A 25,211-nucleotide genomic window follows, 5' to 3' on the forward strand; every position below is an offset into this window, starting at 1 on the left:
GCCGCATCCTGTCTTCTTCAAAGATAGTGAAAGGCGAGAGCAGTGGCAAATGAAAACTTTGTTTTCAAATTTGACCATGCCGAGCCGCCTCCTGTCTTCGTGTAACAAAGATAGCGAAAGAAGATTGCAAAGGCAAATGAAAACCACGTTTTCAAATTTGACTATGCCAAACCGCCTCCTGTCTTAGTAAAAGATACTGAAAGGTGAATGCAGAGAAACAAGCTCGCCCGGACTTTTTCCGGCCCCGGTCGCTCACGGCTTGCCCAACCGCTCGCGGTATTCCAGAGGCGACATACCCGTCATTCGACGAAAGAAACGGCACAAATACGAGGCATCCTCGTAGTTAAGTTCGTTGGCAATATTCTTGACCGACAGGTCGGTACTACTCAAATAGGTCTTGATAGCCATAATACACTGCCGGTTGATATACTCCTTGGGGGTCATCAAGATATATTTGAGCGACAGTTTATTGAGGTAATCGGGACTGACACAAAGGCGGGTGGCATAATAGGCCACGTCGCGGTGCTTGACATAGTGGCGACCCACCAGCACCATAAAGTCATTGGCGACCACCCAGGCATGACTTCGTTTCTCGCTCTTGCCCGAAGCCAGCGACAGCCTCTCCATTTCGCAGCAGAGCGAGAGCATGAGCTGATAGAATACACTTTGCAACAGTTCGGTGCGGTAGGTATCCTCCGTGTGTCGGGCAATCCACTTCACCTGCAACAGCCAAGACTCGACCAGCCGTGGATGCTCAGGCTCCAGACGGCAAACCGGGTAGAAATAGAAGCGGTCCCAAAACTTTACCGAAGAGATTTTATAGAAGGTATCGTTGCAAACCGAAAGCGACAGCGATACCCATTCGACCCGGAATCCGGCCGAGACCTTGAGCGGGATTACCGTGCGGTCATACATGACCACCAGCAAATCGCCCCGACGGAAGGTGTAGTTGTGAAAGTCGATGGAGAAAAGCGCTACCCCCTCGGTACACATCAGCACCACACACCCCTCGACCTCGATAGGACACCCCAGACAGGGGCGAAGGTCGGTTGTGCCGTAGCTGCATTCGCTGCCCTCGGGCGAGAGCCTGTACTTGAACGACTTCATATATTGAAAAATACCTTTCTGAGATGCAAAAATAGGGTATTTCCCCAACTTACGCCCCATTTTGTTCGGAAAAGTACCCTACTTGTCGGGGTTCTGCTCCCCTCCGGGAAGATACATCTCACTACCTTTGCCCCTCGTAAAAGACCCACAAACACAACTCTGCTTGTATGAACCGAGACGCTATCGACTTTCAGAAAGAGCCTGTCGCCACACTCTTCCGCAAACTACTGATTCCCACCCTGCTGGGTTCGTTCGCCATGTCGGCTGTATGTACTATCGACGGTATCTTTGTAGGGCACGGCACCGGTGCCGACGGGGTTGCCGCCGTAAACCTGGTCGTTCCCATCTACCAATTCGTAGCCGGCCTGGGGCTCATGATCGGCTCCGGCTGCTCGGTAGTATCGTCCATTCACCTCTCTTATAAAAAGGTGAAGACTGCCCGGCTCAACATTTCCCAAGCCCTGCTGGCGACTACCTTGTTTATAACCGTACTCACGGTGCTGGTACTGATATTCCCGGCCGAGACGGCCCGGCTGCTGGGCTCGTCGGAGAGCCTGATGCCGCAAGTTCTCGACTACCTGCAATGGATTATGCCGGCCTTTGTCTTCCAGACCTGGATGCTGATAGGGCTCTTCATTATCCGCCTCGATGGCTCACCCCGCTTTGCCATGTGGTGCAACATTGTGCCGGCCCTGCTGAATATCGTGCTCGACTGGCTCTTCATCTTCCCCCTTGGCATGGGAGTAAAAGGGGCGGCAATAGCCACTACCCTCAGCATTGTGGCCGGCGGTGTCATGGCCTTGTACTATCTGCTATTCATGGGCCGGTCGCTACGCATAATCGCCTTGAAAACAAGCGTCAAGAGCCTCCGCCTGGCCGGCCGAAACCTCGGCTACCAGTGCAAGATAGGCTTGTCGTCGCTGCTGGGCGAACTGACAATGGCCATCTTTATCTACATAGGCAACTGGCAATTTATGCACTATCTGGGCGATTCGGGCGTAGGCGCCTTTGGCATTGCCTGCTACTATGCCCCCTTCTTCTTCATGATCGGGAATGCCATAGCCCAGTCGGCCCAACCCATCATCAGCTACAACTACGGCACCGGCCTCTGGCACAAAGTGAGAGAGACCCGCCGCCTGCTGTTGCGCACGGCAACCCTGTTCGGCGTGTGCCTGTCGCTGCTGTTTATTCTGTTTCCACGAGAACTGGTAGGGCTGTTTGTCGACACCCAGAGCCAAGCCGGAAGAATAGCTACGGCGGGATTTCCCTACCTGGGCACAGGCACCGTCTTTTTCATTGCCAACGTGGCTGTCATCGGCTACTTCCAGAGTCTGGAACGGATAAGAGAGTCGATTCTGTTTGTGCTGATGCGCGGTGTAATCCTCCTCATTCCATGCTTCTACCTGCTCCCCGCCGTGTGGGGAACCACTGGTATGTGGCTGGCCATGCCGGTGACCGAAGCACTTACCTCGACAATCATCTACGGCATGTGCCTGTATCGCCGGAGAAGGCGGTGAGACTCTGCCGTCCGAGGCCTCGCACCCGAACCTTACAAGCCTCGCACCCGATGTGACAAATAGGCCACTTCGGCGCAAGTCTGTCCACTTCGGCGCACTCTTGTCACTACATCCGGGGCAAAACAGGTGCCAAAGGGTATTGGCACACCCTTTGCAAGTAGATAGGTGATTTCGGTAATCGAAAGAGAGCCGAAAGCAAAACAGATAATAAACAACTTAAAGATAGGAGATTATAATTATGGTACCCATGAGAAAAAACCAAGGTTGGTTGCCCGACATTTTCAATGATTTCTTTGATAATGAATGGATGGAAAAAGCCAATGCTACAGCACCTGCTATCAATGTGATCGAACATGAAAACGACTACTGCGTAGAAGTGGCTGCTCCGGGTATGACGAAAGACGATTTCCAAGTTCACGTCGATGAGAACGACAACCTCGTAATCACGATGGAGAAGAAAATCGAAAACAAAGACGAAAAGAAGAAAGAGCACTATCTGCGTCGCGAATTCTCTTATTCGAAATTCCAGCAGACCATGATTCTGCCCGACGATGTCGACAAAAACAAAATTTCGGCTCATGTCGAACATGGCGTTTTGTCGGTCGAACTTCCCAAACTGCCTGTTGAAAACAATGCCGGTGTAAGAAAATCGATCGAAGTTAAGTAAACAATTTCGGGAGCAATCCCCAGCAAGGCCGCTACCTTTTGCACAAAAAGGCAGCGGTTTTTTTATGCCTGAAGAATCCAAATCAAAACGCAACGTTTTTCGAGTAAGGAAGGAACAAGAACTATGAAAAACACTGCGGGGGAAGCCATAGCGGCGGGGGCGCAAAGCCCCTGAGAGCGTCCAACAGCAATACAAAAAAGGGAGACCGAAATCTCCCTACGATTAATTAATTTTGTATTGCCATGTCAAATCAACTAATCGAAGCCCAAAGATATGAAATATATCTTGGTCTGAAAAGGAAATGGAGCCGTTCTCGCATAGCAGAGGAAATAGGAGTATCAAAATCGACAGTCAGTCGGGAAATCAGGCGCAACTCAAAGCCGGAAGGAGAGTATATATGGAAATATGCTCAGAGGCAGTGTGATAGCCGCAAGCACGGATTTAAGGGCCATCACAGGAAACCGGAAGATCTATGGTGGCGAATTGAGCGCATGATCGAAGAGGAGGAATGGTCTCCGGCCCAGATAGCGGGAGTACTCAGGAAAGAAGGTATCCACATCGCCAAGCAGACCATCTACAACCATGTCCATGCCGATACGACCGGGAAACTGGCTCTGCATATGCCTCATGGGCTCAAATACAAAAAGCGAGGCAAAATCCTGTGTCCGACAAAAGCGACCAATATACCCAACCGCACAAGCATACACGAGCGCCCCAAGGAGGCAGACGGAACCCGATTCGGCGATTGGGAAATGGACACCATCATCGACTCCTGCGGTCATGCCATCGTCACCCTAACCGAACGTTCGACCAATTTCATACTCATGGAAAAGTTGCCTCAGGGACGGAAAGCCCTACCGACGGCCCGGGCGGTCATCCGCCTGCTGTTCCCATATAGGCAAACGATACATACGATTACCACCGACAACGGTTGTGAATTTGCAGCACATCAGGAGATAACCAAACAACTCAGCCTCAAAGGTAGGCCGCCAGTTAAGGTTTATTTTACGGATGCTTATTCAGCCTGGCAGAAAGGAGCCATTGAGAATGCAAACAAGCTTATTCGGAAATATATCCCAAAAAAGGCCAACTTTCAGGATTTCTCCGACTGGAAAATCAAAGAGATACAAAAGAAATTGAATCGAAGACCTCGGGAAAAACTTAATTTTGATTCGCCCAAATACAGATTCTTCATAAACGTTTTGTAGTTTTGCATTTGCTGTTGGACTCTACCGTTTTTTTATGCCTGTTCCCCTGGCAAAAAAAAGAGACACAAAGTTTGTACAACCCGCAAGATTTTGCGTCCTTTGCACCCGATTTTCAGGGAGGGTCTGCCCGGGCAGGTTGCTCCCTGCGTTCAATAGGTTATTAAGGTATCGTATGAAAAAGAGTCTTATTGCATTGGCGTTCGGCACATTGGGGCTTGGAATCGCCGAGTTTGTCATGATGGCTATCCTCCCCTACATAGCCGCCGATCTACACATCACTATTCCTACGGCCGGCCATTTGATTTCGGCCTACGCTCTGGGCGTATGTGCCGGAGCTCCCCTTCTGACCATGGCCCGCAAACTGCCGTTGAAAAATATCCTGCTCGGTCTGGTAGCCGTGATGATGGCCGGCAACCTGTTTGCCTCGCTGGCCCCCAACTACTGGACCATGATGATGGCCCGGTTCATCTCGGGGCTCCCCCACGGAGCCTACTTCGGGGTAGCGTCGATTGTGGCCGAGAAGCTGGCCGATAAAGGGAAGGGCTCGGAGGCGGTCTCGATTATGATTGCCGGCATGACCATCGCCAACCTCTTCGGGGTACCGCTGGGCACCTCGCTCAGCACGCTGCTCTCGTGGCGGCTCACCTTCCTGCTGGTGGGTGTGTGGGGCCTCATCGTGCTCTACTACATCTGGAAGTGGGTACCTCAGGTCGAGGGATTGCCCGACACGGGATTCAAAGGACAGTTCCGTTTCTTGAAGACCAAAGCCCCCTGGCTCATCCTGGGAGCCACCATGCTGGGCAACGGCGGCGTGTTCTGCTGGTACAGCTACATCAACCCGCTGCTCACCCAAGTCTCGGGCTTCCCGACCGAAAGTGTCACCCTGCTGATGGTGCTGGCCGGATTCGGCATGGTGGTAGGCAATCTGTTGGGCGGACGCCTGTCGGACATCTACACCCCCGGCCGCGTGGCTGCCTACACCCAACTGCTGCTCTTCATGGCCCTGCTCGCCATCTTTTTCGCGGCTCCTGTCGGATGGCTCACCGTACTGCTCATGTGCCTGTGCACCGCCGGACTCTTTGCCGTGTCGAGCCCTCAGCAAATCTCGATCATTCACTTTGCCAAGGGTGGCGAGCTGCTGGGTGCCGCCTGCGTGCAGGTAGCCTTCAACCTGGGGAATGCCATCGGAGCCTTCCTGGGAGGCCTGCCGCTCGAGGCTGGTCTCGACTACCACTATCCCGCCCTCATCGGGGCACCGCTCGCCCTGGTCGGCTTTGTACTGCTCACCCTCTTTTACAAAAAATACGAGTCGACCAAAGCCTGAGATTAACCCCAATCGACCAGGCACCGACAGAAAAAAGAGAAAAAACCGTCGCAAAGGGTTGTATAATTGCAAGATAATCTCTACCTTTGCCCCGCTAATAAAAACTATTAACCAAATACGTTAAACTAAACGAGTATGAATCATTACGAAACCGTTTTCATTTTAACTCCCGTTTTGTCTGATGTACAGATGAAGGAAGCGGTAGACAAATTCAAAACGATTCTCACCGAGCAAGGTGCCGTAATCGTGAATGAGGAAAACTGGGGATTGCGCAAGCTCGCCTATCCTATTCAAAAGAAAACCACCGGTTTTTACAACCTGCTGGAATTTGACGCCGACCCTTCTGTCATCGCCAAACTGGAAATTCAATTCCGTCGTGACGAACGTGTAATCCGTTTCTTGACGTTCAGAATGGACAAATTTGCTGCCGAATACGCTGCAAAGAGAAGAAGTGTTAAATCGTCTAACAAAGTAGAAGAAGTAAAGGAGAACTAAAAAATGGCACAAGCACAATCCGAAATCAGATATTTGACCCCTCCGTCGGTTGACATCAAAAAGAAAAAATACTGCCGTTTCAAGAAAAACGGTATCAAGTATATCGACTACAAAGATCCTGAATTCCTGAAAAAATTCTTGAACGAACAAGGCAAAATCCTGCCCCGTCGTATCACAGGAACTTCGTTGAAATTTCAACGTCGTATTGCACAAGCTGTGAAAAGAGCCCGTCACCTGGCGCTGCTCCCTTATGTAACTGATTTGATGAAATAATTAAACGAAGGAGGAATTTTAGCATGCAAGTAATATTGAAAGAAGACATCGCCAACCTCGGTTACAAAGACGATGTCGTTACGGTAAAAAGCGGATACGGTCGTAACTACCTCATCCCCCAAGGAAAAGCTGTTATCGCTTCGCCCATGGCTCTGAAAATGCGTGAAGAGGACCTGAAACAACGCGCTCACAAACTCGAGAAAATCAAAGCCGACGCTCAAGCTCTGGCTGCTGCCCTCGAAGGTGTATCGCTCACCATCGGTGCAAAAACCAGCTCGACGGGTACCATCTTCGGTTCGGTTAACAACATCCAAATCGCCGAGGCTCTCGAGAAACTGGGCCACAACGTAGACCGCAAACAAATCATTATCAAAGACCCTGTAAAAGAAGTGGGCCACTACAAAGCTACTATCAAACTCCACAAAGAGGTTAGCGTAGAAATCCCCTTCGAAGTCGTTGCTGAATAATCGACTCTATCTACATAGAAAAAGCGCTCGAGCAATCGGGCGCTTTTTTTTGTGTCTTTGCTTAATCAGCGACACCTTTTGTCGTCCTATGCTATTATCTTTGCCACAAAAAGCAGACCGATATGGCAAAAATTAGTCAAATACGACGCTTGGCAATCCTCATCAACAAACTGTCGGTAGTTCAATATGTGCCAACAGACGAGCTCATCTCGCATGTAGAGAACACACTGGCTCTGTACGACAATCAAGATGCAAATTATTCGCAACGAACCATGCAACGCGATTTCGCCCTCATCGACGAAATGTTCGGCATAGTCATTCGTAACGATAAATCACGAGGATACTATATTGCCGCACTCGACGAAATGACCGATAATTACAAAGACCTGCTGCTCAACTTCGAGCTGCTCAGTTCTATCAATGCCGACAGTGTACTTCAAAAGTATGTCCTTGCCGAACATCGGCAGAATACCATACGCCACGAACTCATTGCTCCGTTATTGAAGGCAATACGAAAAAGAAATCCCATTGAATTTGACTACACCTTGGTACGCCATAACGGGGAAATCATACACAAACAGCTCCTGCCTCACTTTTTGAAAGAGTCGCAACACCGCTGGTATCTCATCGGCTATGATACCGACGGCAAACTGAAAACGTTCGGAGTGGATCGCATCTCGACAATAAACGTCCTCGAGGGAACTCAATTCCACCGCAATGAACTCATAGATATTCCTGCGCTCTTTCGAGAGAGTTACGGAATATGGAACAACCCCGAAGACCCAATCGAAGACATTATACTCAAATACGACTCGGTCGATGGAGCTTTTGTTAAAACGCTCCCCCTGCACCACTCACAACAGATTCTTAGCGAAACCTCATGCGGAGTCACCATCAAACTGCGACTTCGTATCACCAACGATTTTGTGATGGAGTTGCTCTCCCGCAGCCGCTCGGTCGAAGTAATTGCCCCCCTCTCACTACGGACTCGCATATATGCCACCTTGCAACAGGCAGCCAATCGAAATAAGCCAAGCAAACCCAAAAGTGAAGAGAGAATCGACTAAACGACATGATAAACAATACAAAAACACAATACCCCAAGACTTGTTATTGCAAAAAACATTTCATACCTTTGTCATGCGTGGTTCTCCACGTGACATGGTAGATAGATGAAAGTGTTAGCTTTTATTCTCGAATGGAAATCTGTTAAATTTCACTTGTACCGAGAATAAGCAATAACATTCATCACCGTATGTAGTATCATCATTGTTACTATAACGGTGTGGGGTATTGTTTATCGGTACAGGGCTTACCAGAGCCTCCATTCAATAAACTAATGACTCCACACTTGAACCGAATATTGTAGACCAATTCATTGATTATCAAATATTAATGTCAGGGATTATATAGTTATGATACCATATAGTTCCCGATAATTGTAAGTATTAGCCTATTCTTTTTTGTGCAACCTCTATCGCATCGTGTTTTAATTCGTCTTCATCCTCTACCGCATCTAATACTTTGTCTGCTAACCACAGAGTGAGAAGTTCATTCTTATCCACCTTAAAATATTCAGCCAATTGTATTACTTGTGTTCGTTTAGCTCGCCTGTCTCCGCGCTCTATTTTGCTGAACATCGGTGTATCTATCTCAAGCAGAGCAGCCAATTGTCTTTGCAGCACTCCGTGCTGTTCTCTTAACTCTTTTATTCTTTCTCCTAATAACATACTTCTTCAATTTACGAATTTGGCATGACTTAATCGGATTTCATTATCCGCTATAATATGACGGAATCCGTTATAATTTCCGCTATAATTGGGGATAAACCGTCATAATCTTCCGTTATAACTATTCTTTCAAAAACCATGTTCGTCCTTTCGGATAAATAAGTTTATCGGTACTTAACGTACTAAGTATATCTCCTAATAGTCTCAATTGCTGTTCATGTGTCTTGACTTGCGGCATTACGTCTTTGACGTACTCATAAATGCTATCACGCTTGGCTCCATCTGTACCAGCATTCTTAAGATACTGCAAAATCATCTGTTTGATTTTTTCCTTATCAAGTCCTTTTTGCTTAGTGTAACCTTGCAGTTGACGAGTAGCTTTTGCAATCCCTAAAGAGATTGTATAATTGGGGGCTTCGCCCTCAATGAGCCCTCTGTTCAATAAATCCTGTGCAATGTCCTCGTGAATGGTTCTGCCCTTTTGGATGGTATCTAATGATATGCAATTCCACAAGGTCAATGAGTTGTTTGTTTTGAGCAAGTTAGTATACTGTTCATTTATCTCATTGCCATAAATGCGTACCGATACTTTCTTGTTTTTGGCGTCAATTTCATAATCAGGCATTGGGAAGTGACGACGCCACTGCTCATTGAACATCTTCTTTATACCCCTACTTACTGTATCTATCATGTTGAAATCAACCATTGCCCTACAAAGACACTCATTGCGAAAATATGCTTGAGGTTCTTCATTCGTTAAAGCATTCTCCAAAGTACCAGGAATAAAACTCCCTGCATTGGAGTAATAGAGGTATGTTGGATTTTCCACGAAATTGATTCGCTGCTGCATCGTGTAATCTTGATGTGCAATACAGTTATGAAGAGCTTCACGGATGGTATAGTCGTCATATTGCTTCATAGTGTCAGGGAAGAGCGTGCCTCCCAGCATTTCACGCATTGTCAGATTTTCAATCTTTGATAAAATCTCATCTACGGTTAATATAAATGGCACGGTGAAGTGTTCGTAATCCACAACATCCTGCTTTTCATCCCGTCTTGTGGAAAAGCCACGCGACTTTGACCCTTTTGGCCAAGCAGGATTGTCCCCTTTGGCTACAATATGATTGACCCTTTTGGCCAAAATAGTATTGACCACTTAGCTCACCTATTGTTATAGATTTTTTTGTGTAGATTTGAGTGCCCGAGTCCTGGTGTAACGGGGGTGATAATAAAATCTATACAAATGGATAAACGAATCAAAAACATTTTAAGATGTTATGCGGCCGGCATGGGAATCAAGGAAACGGCTTCCACGTTTCATATTTCCCGTAATACTGTCCGCAAGTATGTCCGCCTGTTCCTTTCAAGCGGCAAGAGTATTGAACAGCTTCTTTCCCTGTCCGACGGGCAGTTGGATGAGTTGTTCGGCTGTACGGCATCCCGGCATCGGGAGCCTTCTTCCAGGAGGATTGAACTGGAGGCCTTGCTTCCCGGATATGTATCCCGCCTGTCACGCAAAGGCATGAGTGTCCGAAAACTGTTCAAGGAATACCATGCCGAATATCCTGATGGCTATCAGTTGTCTTCCTTCAAACGGGCTGTCCGTCAGTACAAGTTTCACGTCAAGGTCGTCGGTCATGTCGAGCACTATGCCGCCGACCAGATGTATATTGACTTTGCCGGTGACAGGCTTGAAGTCGTTGATGAAATGACGGGCGAGACGAAGAAAGCCGAGGTGTTTGTCGCCATCCTTCCGTTCAGCCATTATACCTACTGCGAAGCCGTGTGGTCTCAACGCAAGGAAGACCTGATAAAGGCATGTGAGAATGCCATTCAATATTTTGAAGGCGTTCCTGCGGCTATCGTCCCCGACAATCTGAAGGCTGCGTCACACGAAGCGACCGCAACGAGCCTGTCATCAATGATGATTTCGCCGCTTTTGCCGAATATTACGGCTGTGCGGTCTATCCCGCCCGTGTGCGTCATCCCAAAGACAAGGCTTTGGTAGAGAATGCCGTAAAGCTCCTCTACCGTTCCATTTACCTTGACATAGAGGGAATGACATTTTCCGGCCTGGAGGAACTCAATACCGCCGTCCGTGTCTCCCTGCTTGATTTCAATGAAAAGGTGATGGCCGGACGGGAGGTGTCACGCAAGGAAATGTTCCTTCAGGGAGAGAAGGATTATCTTCGGCCGCTTCCCGTGAAACGTTACGTAATGAAAGAGAGGAAGCTGATGACTGTCGGGAAGAACTCTTACGTCTCGTTGTTCAAGCACCATTACAGTGTTCCCAAGGAATGTATAGGAAAGCGTGTGACGATTCTCTATGATGCCGATACGGTGGAAATCTACTGTGGCATGAACCTTGTCGCCACCCATGACCGCTGTGACATTCCCTGCGCTTATTCCTTGAAAAAGGAGCACAACCTGCCGGGACACTATGGCCCCTATGACAAGGACTTGGAGGAACTCTTCCGGCGTGCCTCGGAAATAGACAATATCGTATTGAACTATCTACGGGAAGTGGAGCGTGCCATGCAATATCCGCCAAAAGCGTTCAGGTCCTGTCGGGGTATCTTGACGTTGGAGAAAAAATACGGTCGCGACCGTCTGGTGGCGGCTTGCGCATGTGCGGACCAGAAGTTGCAATACGGGTATCAGGCCTTGCGCGAGGTGCTTGAACTGGGAGAAGACGCGGATTTCCTTCCCGATGAGGACGGGAAAGTACAGCCCGACATGACTTCCCCGGCTCCATTGACCCACAAAAACATACGTGGACGTGAATATTACAGAAAGGACAAACAATAAAACTCATATGTATGGAAGTAAACAATAAAACAGCTCCCGTTACGGGACAACAGAACCAGAATACCATATCGCTGGATTTAATGAACCGTATGAAATTGCATGGCATGGCAGAGGCTTTCAGGGAAAGTCTTGCCGGCACCACTCCGCAATCCATGACTGCGGACACGTTCCTTTCCATGCTCCTTGCACGCGAATGGGACTATCGTGCGCAGGCTGCCATTGCACGGCTTACCAAGAATGCGGCATTCCGTTACAAGGCCTATATTGAACAGATCGACTATGCCACGAACCGGGGGCTGGATCGCAACCAGATGGAACGTCTCGCCACCCTTGATTTTGTGCATAAGGCACAGAACCTTTTCATTACCGGTTCTTCAGGAACGGGGAAAAGCTATCTGGCCTGCGCCCTCGGCCACGAAGCATGCAAAAGGGGATTCCGTACCTTATATGCCAATGCCCCGAAACTGCTCGGAGCGCTGAAAGTCGCCAAAGTCAAAGGTACACTTGAAACGGAACTCAAGAAGATTGAGCGATGCCAGTTACTCATCCTTGGCGACCTGTTCATCGTGCCTCTCGACGCCAAGGAGCGTCCCATACTGCTTGACATCATCGAGGACAGGCATGAACGGAAATCCATCATCATCACATCGCAGTACCCCTCCTCCAACTGGTACGACATGGTAGGTGACCCGACAATAGCTGATGCAATCCTTGACCGCATCATACATACGGCTCATACCATAGAGTTATATGGTGAAAGTATGCGAAAGTTAAGGTCTAAGAAAAACGGGAAATTTTAAAAGGGTAAAATAAAATTGACCCCAAACACCAGGACTTTAAAGGGTCAATCATATTGTAGCCAAAGGTGGGCAAATCCTGTTTGGCCAAAAGGGTCAAAGTCGCGTGGCTTTTCCACTGCAAACCAAGAAGGAGTTCAACGGTACACTGATGACTTCCATAGCCGCAGGCAAGGGTAACAACAAGAAAAAAGAAGCGGAACTGACGGGCAACTATTTTAAGAAAAGCGGCGAGAACCTTTCACTTATCGCCAAGTCCGGCAACCGGAATATGACAACCTCTTATGAAGACAACCGGACGGATAATATCGCCTTGAACTTCGTAAAGAAATTCGGTCCGGACTTATCCGTGAACGGGAATGTGATGTACAACAACTTTATAAATGGAAGTGAAGGCACATCCTATTACGAACAATATCTGAATACCGGAAATACTTACCGCTATTCCTCCAACACCAACCGCATGGAAAACCGCATGGCAAGTGCCGCGCTGGGGGCGCAATGGTATGTGAATGACAAGACGCTTTTAAGTTTTACCGGAAATTTCAGTACCTCGAAAGGTTCCGGCGAGAACGGCAACCGGCAGGACACATACAGTGCCGACCCCGGACTGGATGTGTCCAACCCATTCGGGGGAAGGCGCGGAAGAAAGCGTTGCGGACGATATTCGGATAAACTCCATCGACATGAGTTCCGTCTCAAATAGCCGTAACAGACAGTACATGCTCATGGCAGAAGTCACCCGCAAGCTGAACGGCAAAGGAAGCAACGTCAGCCTGACCGTGCAATACTCCGACGGGCGGAACGACAACGACAATTTCTCCGTGTCATCCACCACCTATTACCAGTTGGACGGCTACATGTGCGGCGACTCCGTACTCTACCGCAACCAGTACCAACACAGCCCGATGCGCAACCGCAGCCTTGCGGCAGGATTGTCTTTCACGCAGCCGCTGGGCAAGCGGCTGAAGATGCAGTTGTCCTACAAGTTCCAGTCCGACCGCCAATACAGCAACCGCGACACGTATGACCTGTCCCCGTTCTTTGGGGAAGACGACGGTGACCGTCCGGCAGGGTATCTTCCCGACAATTACGAAACCGGCTATACGGACAGCCTGAGCAACCGAAGCGCAAGCCGCAGCATTTCCCATACGATGGGTCTTACATTGAACTATGCCGACAAGGAGTGGGACATCCGTGCCGGGATATTCGTTTCCCCCGAACGGCAAAGCCTTGACCAGAAGACGGGGATGCTGCAGGCAGACACCGTCCGGCAATCCTGCAATTACAGCCCCAATCTTACAGTGGCATGGCGCAGGAAACAGACGCGGGTGCAACTGACCTATCAGGGGAACACCCGGCAGCCTGCGTTGGGCGACCTGCTTACCCTGACCGACAACAGCGACCCGCTGAACATCACCCGTGGAAATCCCGGCCTGAAGCCTTCCTTCAACCAGAACATAAGGCTGGAAGCGCGGGACACGAAAATAGGTCTGAGCGGCGATTTGAACTGGACAAACACACAGAACAGCGTGATACGGGCGGTGACTTACAACACCATGACGGGAGGCAGGGAAAGTTATCCGGTAAACATTAACGGCAACTGGAGCAGCCGCGCCAACCTGCGCTACCAGAAACGCATCAAGCGGCGTTTCAACATAGCGGCGCGTACAAGTGCCTTGCTTGCCCAAAGCGTGAGCCTTGTAAATGAGGGGCAAAGGGAGCAGCCCGACCGCAGCATTACCCGCAACCGTTCGCTGAATGCCAACCTGCGCGTAGGCTACCAGCCCCAATGGGGAGGCTTTGACCTGACGGGCGACTGGCGTTTCCGCCATTCCACCAACCGCTTGCGTGGAACCGGCGATTACACCCGCGATTACCGCTTCGGGCTGAACGCCTACGCCGACCTGCCCGGTGGCATCCAGTTGCGGAGCGATGCCGCCTATTCCTTCCGCAACGGGACGAATATCCGCAAAGGCGCGGACGACCAGGAGGTGTGGAACGTGCGCCTGGCGTGGCGTTTCCTCAAACAGAAAAAAGCGGAGCTGTCGTTCTACTGGTCGGACATCCTCAGCCAGAAAAAGAACTTCACCCGCAGCGTTTCATCTGCCGGGCTGTCGGAAAGGCATACGCAACAAATAGGTAGTTACTTCATCGTGATATTCAAATACCGCTTTAACAGGCAACTCTGATTTCTTTTGAAATTCAGCGGGTTATGTTTTCAGTCTGGATTTCCTACCCACAAATGGTGAACACTAAAATACCAATTTTAAGGTATTGTAGGGGTTGTGCGATGGTTGTACTTTTGCATCGATAAAAAGAAGTATAACTCAAATTAAGATTGAAATAATGAACAAACTTTACATGGGTGTGGCCGCGCTATCCTTGTGCCTCGGCTTTACCGCCTGCAGCGAAGAAGAAGGGCTTGTGTATAGCAATGCCACCGTGCAGAATACGGAACTGAAAACCATCCTTGCCCAGAAGGGCTACCAGTTCAATGCCGACGGCAACCTGCTGCTGGACGAACTGGCCAACAATACCACCACCCTCGACCTTTCGGGAACGAACATCTCCACCGACGCACTCTCTGAACTGAGCATACTGCCTAATCTGACCGAGGTGGATTTGTCGGACAATGGTTATGGCCCGGCGTTCGACTTTGCCAAGTTGCCGGAGCAGATTACGGGAGTGGACTTGACAGGAAATGAGATTTGCGATTTTCCTGGTTTGGTAAATATTGAAACACAAGAGAATGGCGATGAAACAGTAACCGTGCTTCATAACCTGACGAAACTATGCCTACCTGAAATAGCAAAATATAATTGTAATGAAATTGTAGCTTTCTATCAGAATGCTTCAAGTGCAGATATACAGATGGAAGATGCATCAGGAAATTTGGCTAAATATACGACATTGCGAGAAGTGCCTGACGAAAAGTGGCGCACCTTGTTGCAAAAATTATATCCGTCTATGTTTGATGGTGAATATATTGATATAGCTAAACGCCTTGTTAAGCCGAATGAGCGTTCTCAAAATCTTACTACCCTTGATATCGAAAATAAAACTATGACAGTAGGTAACATTGAAGGTTTTCAGTATATCGCCAATAATAAAGGATATAATGGGGCAATGTTGTATATGCTGACCGATGAAAAATGTGAAATCAGCTATTTCCCTATTCCAAGTTCTGCTTTTTCATTGCAATTGAAGAATATTAGTACTCCTAATGGTTTTGATACACGTAACATTGAAAATTTATGTTATGTGGATATGAAATATAATGAAGGACTGAAAGACTTTGATATTTCAAAATCAACGACTTTCGGACAGCGTGGTGATGGCGGAGGGGACAATGCTGAATTTGGTGACTATTTTCTATTGTACTGCTGTGATAGTTTGGAAGAGGTGCATTTTCCTAATAATGCTACGACTGCAACAAGCATTACATTGATAGATTGTCCAAAATTGAAGGCGTTAGAATTGCGACAATTTGAAGCTGCTTCCGAATTACGCTTAGCACTCCTCCCCTCTGTGAACGAAATTGTTCACCCCGAACTTAAAAGAGTCTATGGAACTAGTTCTAAAAAATGTCGATTTGGAATAGATGAAGACATTTATAATAGGCAGGAAACAAAAGATTTTATCCAAAAGTATTATATAGAAAACGACCTAATTCAATGGAATAGTCTTCCGTCCGGATATGGAGTTAAAGCATATGATTGGACAACAAATTACAATAAATAAAGCAATTGGAGTCTTATAATTAGAAACATTAATTTTTTTATCATCATGAAGAAATTTTTAATGATGCTCATTGCTGTTGTGTTAATGACACTGTCTTGCGTGATGTTCTTTTCCTGCACTGCTGATGAGGAAATTACCAAGACTCCGGTTTCCGAAAGCTATATCAGTGCGGCAAAAGAAATCTTGCAAGACAGTGTTGTTTTAAACGCAACAGCAATGCAGGGGACAGTGAACAAGACATTATTAGACGAGGGATGCCCTTTGAAATATTATCTGAATTGGAAAGATGATGACATACTTAACCTCCAGATAAGGGAGTTCTGCGTAGGAAAAATGCCTCTTACCATCTGGTTCACTATTGATGTGAAGTTTATGCAACTCAACTCTTGGGAAAAAGAAGAATACCAAGGGGAGGGCTGGATTAAATTTCAAGGCGATGGTGGTAATACGGTCTATACCGCCATTGATGAGGAATATGACAACGGCAATGGAGGTGCTGGTAGTGTAACAGGTTTCTTAAATGTAAACACTAATGAGATTGAATTCGTTACTAACTTTAATGTGATGAACTTTAGTTCAGACGTTTACTTGCAAAAGATTGACCCTACCCGCATTGACCGGTTTGAAGAAGAATTTGCACAGTATGAGAAAGACCTTGAAGAATACAAGAAAGAACACGGTATCGAGTGAACTTCTCTTGTAAGCGTATAGGGAAAAGAGGAAAGATAGCCTCACCGTTATCTTCCCTCTTTTTTTGTAATTTGTAAAAATGAAGAAAGAATGAAGACTATCTATAAACTGACATTCACCTTCTTGTCACTTATCATGATGGTATGCCATGCGTCAGCCGCCACCGAAGCCGTCAAGATAGGCATAACCATTGTGGAGAGAGGTACAGACATACCATTGGCAGGCGCAGTTGTGGCCTATTCCAATGTCAAGGACGCTGCCAAACCTTTTCATGCGGTGGCTGATGAAGACGGCCGCGTAACGCTGGAGGTGGCAGGCGGTGGAGTGTGTTATTATCAAGTGACCTATATCGGCTTTAAACCGTTGGAGGGCAGCTTTCCGGTAAAGGACTTCCCCAAAAAACTATACATGGAGTCGGACAACGAGATGATAGGTGAAGTAACCGTAATCGGCTCGTATAAGGAACGCCCTGTAAAGCTGGCTCCCATACTGACGCAGGTCATCAGTGCGGCATCCATGGTAGAAGCCGGGTATAGCGACATACAGAAAGTGCTTCAACAGCAGACACCGGGACTGAACATCCAGAAAGTAGGTTTCGGCAACGAGATTTCCATGCAGGGACTTGATGCACGTCATGTCATGTTCTTAATGGACGGAGAGCGCATGACGGGCGACATGGCGGGAAACCTTGACTATGAACGATTCAACCTCCATGCGTTGGATCGTATTGAGATTGTAAAAGGTGCCACGAGCACGTTATACGGCTCGCGGGCATCGGGTGCGGTTATCAATCTGATAACCAAGAAGCCAACGGACGGACTTCGGTTTGACGCAGGAGTGCGTTACGGCCAGATGAACGAACGCAACTACAAAAACCCGTCGAAAAAGGATTTCCTTTATATGTTCGAGAAGAATTCCGACCGTCCCAATCTCCAAAGCTGGGCCTCGGCGGGTTGGAAACACAAATGGTTCGGCACACAGACAGACGTATGGTACAGCGAGAGCGATGCCTTCTATCTCTATCAGGCAGAAGGCGACCGGAAAGTGTACACTGCCGAAGCGAATCCTTTCCTTGACGAGGATGTGATTATACAGAGCGATATGCCCCGTCCTCCTATGGGGGTAGAGGGTACGGAACACCTGTCTGTCTCGCAGAAACTCTTTTTTGAACCGGGCAAAAACTTCAAGGCGGAAGTATATGGAACTGCTTTTTGGATGAACCAGTTCGATATGGTGCAGGACCTTGTTTTCAGTCAGTCTAAGGATTATACACTGGGCGCAAGGGCATCATACTCGTTGAAAGACTGGTTCACTGTGACTGCAAGCCTGCACACGGACTTCTATGACCGCTATAAACGCCATGAGCGTCGCGACGAACAACGCAAGGTTTATAAGAGCCGCATCATGCAACCCCGTCTGAAGATAACAAGCGACTATTTTGACGGCCATCATCTGACGTTTGGAGTTGAGCATTATACGGACGAACTCACCAGTGACCGTTTTGCCGGAAAAGGAAGCCATAAGATGTTGAGCCGTGCCCTGCATGAGACTGAATATTTCCTTCAGGACGAGTGGACGGCAAACGAACAGTGGATGCTCACGGCGGGCATACGTACCAATTTCTCCAAACAGTTCGGTTTTATGTGGATGCCTACCGTGGCCGGAAAGTATTCACCTTCCGAGCACTGGAGTCTGCGTGCCACTTATTCCAAGGGATACCGCTCTCCAAGCATCAAGGAGCTGTTCTTTAACTGGGATCATTTGGGAATGTTCATGATAAAAGGAAACGAATACTTGAAACCTGAAAAGAACAATTATTTTTCGCTGGGTGCCGAGTATGCCGGTGAACGCCTGTTCGTAAACGCCACTGCTTACGGAAATCTCTACAAGAACAAGATAGAGGGAGTATGGAGAATCTATGACATGCAGTACAACTTCGAGTATGAGAATCTTGCCTCGCAGGAACTGGTGGGTGCGGAATTGCTGGCAAGGTGGAAAATGCTTGATTGCCTTGCACTGAATACATCCTATTCGTATGTGTATGTAAGCAAGATAGACGGTTTACGCATCAGTACCACCTCACCTCATGCCGCTACAGCCGGATTGGAATATACACTGAACAAAAAGAATTATTCTCTGCTGGCCGGCTTTACTGCATCCATTATGGGAAAGAAGCAATATGATGTGCAGGACCGTCTGACAGTGGATGGTGTGAGCCACGATGCCTACTTCCGTTGCATCCTGCCTACTTATGCCTTATGTAACTTGAGTGTAACGCAGACTTTCTATAATAAAGTGAAGTTGACTTTGGGAGTGGATAACCTGTTCAACTACAAGCCGGAAACGCTTGGTTCGGGACTTACGGCCTTCAATGTACCTGCTACGGCGGGAACAAGGGGCTTTGTACAAGTGGAGTTCAAAATAGACGAATTTCTCAAACTTATAAAAAGGAATTGACAATGCTGAAAAAGATAGTGACATGGATGGTATGTGTTCCAATGATGTTCTTCCCTACATCTTGTATTCTTGATACAGAATATGATGCACTGCCATTTGAAGGAAAGGTCATGCCTCGCATTACCGGTTACAATGGTATATCGCAGGAAACAAATGACTGGATGTACTTCAATCTGCGTACCGGGGAAATATTCAACCGTCATCATGCAGGAGAAGATATAAAGGAGGGAGAACAATATAACAGGACAGATTGGGATATTGCTTTTTGCGGTTACCACATGCGTACCAACAGCGGCACAAGCGGATGTGGCAAAGGAGGGGCAACAGACCTTGGCTTCGGGAATTATGATAAATGGACTTCAGTATCACAAATACCGCAAGGTGTGGAATGGGTGACCGATACCGATAAGGACGTGTATGTGACCTATTCACAAAAGGACTGGTACAGGTATCTGAATGAGAATGGGCTGGATATAAACGAACATCCGTGGTTTGACCCAAACACCGGACCACAGCGAACACTTACGAGCGGAAATCCTTTACTTGACAAGGTGATAGAAGTAGCAGGTCCTCCCATGACTTATACTCCTTCCTATCATACATATCTGATACGCTCGGCTGATGGAGAACGTTTCTTTAAGCTCCAAATTGTAAGTTGGTATAATGAAAATGTGGAGATTGACGAAACGGGAGGACAGTTAAGTTATTATGTGGATGAATTGAATTAATCTATAAGATATGGAAAAGACACTCTTTCGTTTTTGGAAATTCTGCAACCGCAAATGGGTGAAATGGCCTTTTATTACGGTTGCAGTAATTGCAATAACTGCCGTTCATTTCGTGATGTCCGCCAAATATGGAGATACTGAGAAGGCTCCTTCATGGGGGTTCACAGCGATGCTGCATTCCGCATTATTGGTTATGGCAATTATCGTAATAGTTATTTATAAAAAGTATATCAAACGAAAACTGTTGGAACATTATGGAACAAAAGACTGAAACGACAAAGACGGCGGGTACGCCGCCGGGCAAGAAACTTTACTGGTGGAAAGCCTCCGCCTCCTTCCTTTTGGTACTGTTCACCATGCCTTTGGGACATGCGCTGATGATTATGATGGAACACCTGATGAGCGAGACCGTGCTCCACTATTCCGCCTTTGCGATGGGCGCGGTGGGCATGGCGATGGTCATCATCGGCGTGTTTGCCAAGGGCGACACGCGGCAGACCCTTTGGGGGCTGTTCGGCGGCCTGCTGTTCTGGACGGGCTGGGTGGAGTTCCTTTTCATGTACTTCGCCAACCGCTTCGGCACGCAGCCGCAGCTCGACCCCGTGACGGGCGAGGTGGTGACGCGGCCCGAATACCTCATCATGCCCGCCTCGTTCGGGTTCTGGATGATGATAATGATCATGTACCTGTTCAGCACGAAGAACGGCTGCAACTTCATCAACTGGTGGCAGCGGCTGCTGTTCCGGGGGCGGAAGAACGACATTGCCGCACGCCCCATGACACGCCACGCCAGCATCGTGACCTTCATGGAACTGATGATGATTCTGTGGGGCTCGTACCTGCTGCTGATGTTCTGCTACGATGACGTGTTCCTCGGCGACCACCATCCCGTAACCCTGCTCGTGGGGCTGGGCTGCCTGATAGGGTCGTTCTTCATCTTCGCCAAGCAGCTGCGCATTGCCTCGTGGGGCGCGAACATCCGCATGGCCATCGCCACGGTCATCGTGTTCTGGACCCCTGTGGAAATATTGGGGCGCATGAACCTGTTCAGCGAGATATGGGTTGCCCCGATGGAGCACAAGACGGAGATGATCATCATCCTCCTGGCATTTGTGGCATTGGCGGTCTACCTGTGGTACAAGAGCGCGAAACGTAAAATGGCTGCGCAATGAGCGGGACGAAGCAACTGCACTGGGGGAAGGCGGTCGTCTCGATAGCCGTCACCCTTGTGGCCATGCCGTTGACCCACATCCTTGCCCGTGCGCTGAAGGACGGCACTTCGGGCGTGGAGCAGTTCTATGCCAGCATGGGCATGGGCGCCGTGGGGCTGCTGATGGTCATCGGCGGCGTGTTCGTGAAAGGAGACGCGAAGCAGACCCTGCTCGGACTGTTCGGCGGTATGTTCTACTGGATGGGGGCGGTGGACTTCCTCTTCATGTACTATGCCAACCGCTTCGGCACGCAGGCACAGCTCGACCCCGTGACGGGCGAGGTTGTCAGCCGCCCGGAGTACCTGCTGCTGCCCGCCACCTTCGGTTTCTGGGCGATGACGATGATGCTCTACCTGTTTTGCACACGCAACGGCTGCAACTTCCTCAACTGGTGGCAGCGGCTGTTCTTCGGCAAGCACAAGAAGGAGATTGCCGCCCGACCCATGACGCGCCACACCAGCATCGTGGTCTTCATGGAGGTGGTGACGATGCTCTGGACGTGCTACCTGCTGCTGATGTTCTGCTATGACGGACGGTTCATCGGCGACCACAGCCCTGTGACCCTGCTTGTGGGCATGGTCGGGTTCATCGGTTCGCTGTTCATGTTCGCCCGGCTGCTGCGCTATCCGGCATGGGGCATGAGCCTGCGCTACGGCTATGCCACGGTCATCATCTTCTGGATAGGTGTGGAGGTGTTCGACCGTATCCACGTGTTGGAAGGCCTGTGGGCGGCACCGTCGGAACATACCGACCAACTGGCGGTCATCGGACTGTCGCTACTGGCGACTGCCGCTTACCTCATATATAATAAGTTGCACAAGAAACAGACGGCAACGGCATGAAACGGATTACATGGAAAAAACATCATAAGTGGCTGGGCATCGCGCTCAGCCTTTTTCTGCTGATGTTCTGTCTGTCGGGCATCGTGCTGAACCACCGGTGGCTTGTGCGTGATGTCGACATCAGCAGGAAGTGGCTGCCTGTCCGTTACGAATACACGAAATGGAACGGTGGCCTGCTGCGGGGCACATTGCCCTATACGGACGAGGACAGCGTGCGCCGTGTGCTGGTCTATGGCACGGGTGGCATCTGGCGGACGGACACTTCCGCTTCCGCATTCGCCGACTTCAACGACGGACTGTCCGATGGAGCAGACTATCGGCAGATACGTGCCGTGGCGCAAACGGCGGACGGCAGCCTGTATGCGCTCAGTCCTTTCGGGCTGTACCGTTACGGCATCCACACAGGTTGGCAGCAGATACCGCTCCCTACGGACGGAGATGAAATGCTGACGGACATGACCTGCAAGGGCGACACGCTGGCGGTGCTGGGCCGTTCTTATCTCTATATCTCCATGTCTCCCCATACCCAATTCCGTAAGATACAGTTGCAAGCCCCGTCGGACTATGACGGCAAAGTCTCCCTGTTCCGCACGGTGTGGATGCTGCATACGGGCGAACTGTTCGGTATGCCGGGCAAGCTCGTCATGGATGCGGTGGCCGTGGTATTGGTGTTGCTCAGCCTGACGGGTATCCTCTACTGGCTACTGCCTAAATACATGCGGCGCAGACACAAACAAGGAAAGAGTGCGGACAAGGCGGCACGCTGGACGCGCCTCTCGTTGCTGTGGCATGACAAGTTAGGCCGCACCACCCTTGTATTGACCCTACTTATTGCCGTGACAGGCTGGTGTCTCCGTCCGCCCGTACTGATAGCTCTTGCACTGACCGATACGCCGGCCCTGCCCGGAAGCACCCTTGACAGCCCGAACCCGTGGAACGACAAACTGCGAATGGTGCGCTACGACACCGCCTGCGGCGACTGGTTGCTCTCCACTTCCGAAGGCTTTTATTCCCTGAAATCGTTCGAAGCCATCCCCGAAAGGCTGACACATACGCCACCCGTCAGCGTGATGGGGTTGAACGTATGGCAGCGCGAAGTGCAAGGTCATTGGCTCTGCGGCTCGTTCAGCGGACTGTTTGTATGGAACAGAGTGCAAGGCACGGCGACCGACTGGTTCACGGGCGAACAGGCCGAGGATAAGTCCGGTCCTCCGTTTGGCAAGAAAGCCATATCGGGTTTCAGCGCGGACTTGGGTAAAGAGCCGTTTGCCGTGGAATACTACAACGGGACGAACGCGCTTCCCCAGCCGGAAAGCCTCGCCGCGCTCCCCATGTCGCTTTGGAACTTCGCTCTGGAAGTCCACAGCGGACGCATCTACATCGGCATTGCCGCCACGTATGTGTTCGTGTTCATCGCCGGCATTGCCATTGTGTGGTGTCTGTGGAGCGGATGGAAGTTGCGGAAAAAGAACAGAAATAAACAGGTTCATAACTGAAAATCCCTAAAAATAGGTATTGCACGACAATTTCAAGCCTTATACCTTTGCAAAAAATTAAAAACAGACATTGTTCGTTATAAATGCAAGTGCTGAAAGAGGACATAAGGGGTCGGATATTGACGATTGCCAGACAGCAATTCGAGAAGAAAGGCTATTCCAAGACTTCCATGCGCGAAATAGCGGAATTGTCGAGTGTTGGTGTCGGGAATATCTATAACTACTTCACAAGCAAAGATGAATTATTCCATGAAGTGGTCCGTCCTGTTTTGTGCGCTTTGGAAGCCATGCTGCAAGAACACCACGGCATACGGGGCGAAGATATTATGATGATGCGGTCGGAAAAATACCTGAAATCCTGCATTGACGAATATGTTTCGCTTATAGACAAACACCGTTCGCTAATGGAAATACTGTTGTTCCGTGCGCAAGGTTCTTCATTGGAACGCTTCCGTGAGAATTATACCGACCGTTCCACGGAATTGGTTAAGGCGTGGTTCGCGTCCATGCAGCGGAAACATCCCGAAATCAATACGGCTGTGTCCGATTTTATCATTCATTTGCATACGGTATGGATGTTCACGATGTTCGAGGAGCTATTGATGCATTCCGTACCCCGGCAAGAGATGGAGGCTATTTTGCACGATTATATCCTGTTTGAAATCCAAGGTTGGAGGGCTATTATCAAGATATGAGATACAGACAACGTACATACGAACATTCAACCGCATCAGAACGGTTGGTAAGGAGGAAATCTTCACGGAGGTTTCCTCCTTTTTTTATGAACAATTCTGAATATCGTTCACTATTAAACACTCCAAAAATATGAGACAGAAATACGAGTTTAAGAGTATTGTAGCGGAAACATTGCTTATTCCGCTATACATGAGAGCCAAAGAAAGTCGCCGGAATAATCCCATTCTATATGACAAGGCTGCGGAATGGCTGGCGGACAGTTTGGAATACGATTATTCCCTGTTCGACGGGGCAAAGTTGAGCGAAGTGGGATGCGTGGTGCGTGGATGGTATTTTGACTGCGCTGTGCGCCGATTTATTAAAGCACATTCGCATCCGGTCGTGGTCAATGTGGGATGTGGACTGGATACCCGTTTCCAGCGTATCGGAAGTCAGAAAGCAGTCTTTTATGATTTGGATTTGCCTGAGGTCATTGCTCTACGCCGGGAATTGATACCCGAACAGCCGGACAATGTCTATATTGAAGCGTCTTTGTTGGAGACCGACTGGATGGATGACCTGCGCCGGAAACACCCCGAAGCAGAATTTATCTTCATCGTGGAGGGGGTACTGATGTACTTCTACGAGAAGCAAGTAAAATCCTTCCTGCATCACGTGGCGAGCCGCTTCGGAGGCGGGGAACTGTGGTTCGACGTGTGCGGCACGATGATGAGCCGGCACGGCGTGAAGCCCGATTCGCTGCGCAAGCACGAGGCTCAAATCCGTTCCGGGCTGAGCGACGGGCACGTGGTGGAACAATGGGAACCGGCCTTGCAACTCATCGAGCAAGCCAACTACATGAAGTTCTTCCGTTCACGCTGGGGATTCTTCTTCGGGCAGATATTGGGGCGCATCCCTTGGCTCTGCTACAAATTCAGTTCATTGCTCGGATATAAAATCACATCAAAATAGCGT

General features: G+C 49.1%; 23 protein-coding genes and 2 pseudogenes. 22 read left to right on the top strand and 3 right to left on the bottom strand.

Translation table 11 applies throughout. The annotated features are described in order from the left end of the window. Positions 1-252 precede the first annotated feature (252 nt). Positions 253-1,107 (bottom strand): AraC family transcriptional regulator, encoded by an 855-nt coding sequence (locus ABGT88_RS08980; protein ID WP_158096814.1) that lies wholly within the window; start codon positions 1,105-1,107, stop codon positions 253-255. A gap of 167 nt (positions 1,108-1,274) precedes the next feature. On the opposite strand from ABGT88_RS08980, the gene ABGT88_RS08985 reads away from it, so the two are divergent. The 8 genes from ABGT88_RS08985 (at position 1,275) to ABGT88_RS09020 (ending at position 8,125) form a co-directional block, all read left to right on the top strand. Continuing rightward, positions 1,275-2,624, top strand: coding sequence for an MATE family efflux transporter (locus tag ABGT88_RS08985; RefSeq protein ID WP_258327490.1), 1,350 nt, complete (start codon positions 1,275-1,277; stop codon positions 2,622-2,624). A gap of 238 nt (positions 2,625-2,862) precedes the next feature. Beyond that, positions 2,863-3,291, top strand: coding sequence for an Hsp20/alpha crystallin family protein (locus ABGT88_RS08990; RefSeq protein WP_087407287.1), 429 nt, complete (start codon positions 2,863-2,865; stop codon positions 3,289-3,291). 242 nt (positions 3,292-3,533) lie between these two features. Beyond that, on the top strand, positions 3,534-4,499 hold the full coding sequence (locus ABGT88_RS08995; protein WP_346699950.1) for an IS30 family transposase: 966 nt from the start codon (positions 3,534-3,536) through the stop codon (positions 4,497-4,499). A gap of 172 nt (positions 4,500-4,671) precedes the next feature. Then, positions 4,672-5,823, top strand: a complete 1,152-nt coding sequence (gene araJ, locus ABGT88_RS09000) for an MFS transporter AraJ (RefSeq protein ID WP_346701628.1) — start codon at positions 4,672-4,674, stop codon at positions 5,821-5,823. 135 nt (positions 5,824-5,958) lie between these two features. Further along, positions 5,959-6,318, top strand: a complete 360-nt coding sequence (gene rpsF / locus ABGT88_RS09005; protein WP_087407285.1) for a 30S ribosomal protein S6 — start codon at positions 5,959-5,961, stop codon at positions 6,316-6,318. A gap of 3 nt (positions 6,319-6,321) precedes the next feature. Further along, positions 6,322-6,591 carry a 30S ribosomal protein S18 gene (rpsR, locus tag ABGT88_RS09010; RefSeq protein WP_087407284.1) on the top strand — a complete coding sequence of 90 codons (270 nt, stop codon included), beginning with the start codon at positions 6,322-6,324 and terminating at the stop codon, positions 6,589-6,591. A 23-nt stretch (positions 6,592-6,614) separates the two neighbouring features. Then, positions 6,615-7,058 (top strand): 50S ribosomal protein L9, encoded by a 444-nt coding sequence (gene rplI, locus ABGT88_RS09015; protein ID WP_087407283.1) that lies wholly within the window; start codon positions 6,615-6,617, stop codon positions 7,056-7,058. Between the two features lie 122 nt (positions 7,059-7,180). After that, a complete protein-coding gene (locus ABGT88_RS09020; protein WP_346701631.1) occupies positions 7,181-8,125 on the top strand; it encodes a WYL domain-containing protein in 945 nt (314 codons plus the stop codon). 381 nt (positions 8,126-8,506) lie between these two features. On the opposite strand, the gene ABGT88_RS09025 is transcribed toward ABGT88_RS09020, so the two are convergent. Together ABGT88_RS09025 and ABGT88_RS09030 are read right to left on the bottom strand one after the other, a co-directional pair. Continuing rightward, positions 8,507-8,788, bottom strand: coding sequence for a helix-turn-helix domain-containing protein (locus ABGT88_RS09025; RefSeq protein WP_015532751.1), 282 nt, complete (start codon positions 8,786-8,788; stop codon positions 8,507-8,509). Between the two features lie 121 nt (positions 8,789-8,909). After that, positions 8,910-9,848: pseudogene (locus ABGT88_RS09030) on the bottom strand (ATP-binding protein); the annotation flags it as partial. 183 nt (positions 9,849-10,031) lie between these two features. Here ABGT88_RS09030 and istA point away from each other — a divergent pair. The 14 genes and pseudogenes from istA (at position 10,032) to ABGT88_RS09100 (ending at position 25,208) form a co-directional block, all read left to right on the top strand. Then, positions 10,032-11,596: pseudogene (gene istA / locus ABGT88_RS09035) on the top strand (IS21 family transposase). A gap of 11 nt (positions 11,597-11,607) precedes the next feature. After that, positions 11,608-12,396, top strand: a complete 789-nt coding sequence (gene istB, locus ABGT88_RS09040) for an IS21-like element helper ATPase IstB (RefSeq protein ID WP_346701634.1) — start codon at positions 11,608-11,610, stop codon at positions 12,394-12,396. 103 nt (positions 12,397-12,499) lie between these two features. Continuing rightward, positions 12,500-13,099 carry a hypothetical protein gene (locus tag ABGT88_RS09045; protein ID WP_346701636.1) on the top strand — a complete coding sequence of 200 codons (600 nt, stop codon included), beginning with the start codon at positions 12,500-12,502 and terminating at the stop codon, positions 13,097-13,099. A gap of 22 nt (positions 13,100-13,121) precedes the next feature. After that, positions 13,122-14,585, top strand: coding sequence for an outer membrane beta-barrel protein (locus ABGT88_RS09050; RefSeq protein WP_346701638.1), 1,464 nt, complete (start codon positions 13,122-13,124; stop codon positions 14,583-14,585). Positions 14,586-14,742: 157 nt separating this feature from the next. Next, positions 14,743-16,137 (top strand): hypothetical protein, encoded by a 1,395-nt coding sequence (locus ABGT88_RS09055; protein WP_346701640.1) that lies wholly within the window; start codon positions 14,743-14,745, stop codon positions 16,135-16,137. Between the two features lie 45 nt (positions 16,138-16,182). After that, positions 16,183-16,827, top strand: a complete 645-nt coding sequence (locus tag ABGT88_RS09060) for a DUF4903 family protein (protein ID WP_346701642.1) — start codon at positions 16,183-16,185, stop codon at positions 16,825-16,827. A gap of 90 nt (positions 16,828-16,917) precedes the next feature. After that, positions 16,918-19,284, top strand: coding sequence for a TonB-dependent receptor (locus tag ABGT88_RS09065; RefSeq protein WP_346701644.1), 2,367 nt, complete (start codon positions 16,918-16,920; stop codon positions 19,282-19,284). A gap of 2 nt (positions 19,285-19,286) precedes the next feature. Next, a complete protein-coding gene (locus ABGT88_RS09070; protein ID WP_346701646.1) occupies positions 19,287-20,012 on the top strand; it encodes an HmuY family protein in 726 nt (241 codons plus the stop codon). Between the two features lie 10 nt (positions 20,013-20,022). Beyond that, positions 20,023-20,283: a hypothetical protein gene (locus ABGT88_RS09075; RefSeq protein WP_346701648.1), complete on the top strand. Its 261-nt coding sequence runs from the start codon at positions 20,023-20,025 to the stop codon at positions 20,281-20,283. Beyond that, positions 20,267-21,184, top strand: coding sequence for a hypothetical protein (locus ABGT88_RS09080; RefSeq protein WP_346701650.1), 918 nt, complete (start codon positions 20,267-20,269; stop codon positions 21,182-21,184). Before ABGT88_RS09075 ends, ABGT88_RS09080 begins: the two co-directional genes overlap by 17 nt. Further along, on the top strand, positions 21,181-22,065 hold the full coding sequence (locus ABGT88_RS09085) for a hypothetical protein (protein WP_346701652.1): 885 nt from the start codon (positions 21,181-21,183) through the stop codon (positions 22,063-22,065). The genes ABGT88_RS09080 and ABGT88_RS09085 overlap by 4 nt, the downstream gene beginning before the upstream one ends. After that, complete coding sequence (locus tag ABGT88_RS09090; protein WP_346701654.1) at positions 22,062-23,561, top strand: PepSY domain-containing protein; 1,500 nt, start codon at positions 22,062-22,064, stop codon at positions 23,559-23,561. Before ABGT88_RS09085 ends, ABGT88_RS09090 begins: the two co-directional genes overlap by 4 nt. A gap of 83 nt (positions 23,562-23,644) precedes the next feature. Then, entirely contained in the window at positions 23,645-24,256 is a 612-nt protein-coding gene (locus ABGT88_RS09095; protein ID WP_346701656.1) for a helix-turn-helix domain-containing protein, read from the top strand. 130 nt (positions 24,257-24,386) lie between these two features. Further along, complete coding sequence (locus tag ABGT88_RS09100; protein WP_346701658.1) at positions 24,387-25,208, top strand: class I SAM-dependent methyltransferase; 822 nt, start codon at positions 24,387-24,389, stop codon at positions 25,206-25,208. Positions 25,209-25,211: the final 3 nt, after the last annotated feature.

It is taken from the genome of Barnesiella sp. An22, assembly GCF_963931395.1.
GTDB classification, from domain to species: domain Bacteria; phylum Bacteroidota; class Bacteroidia; order Bacteroidales; family Barnesiellaceae; genus Barnesiella; species Barnesiella merdigallinarum.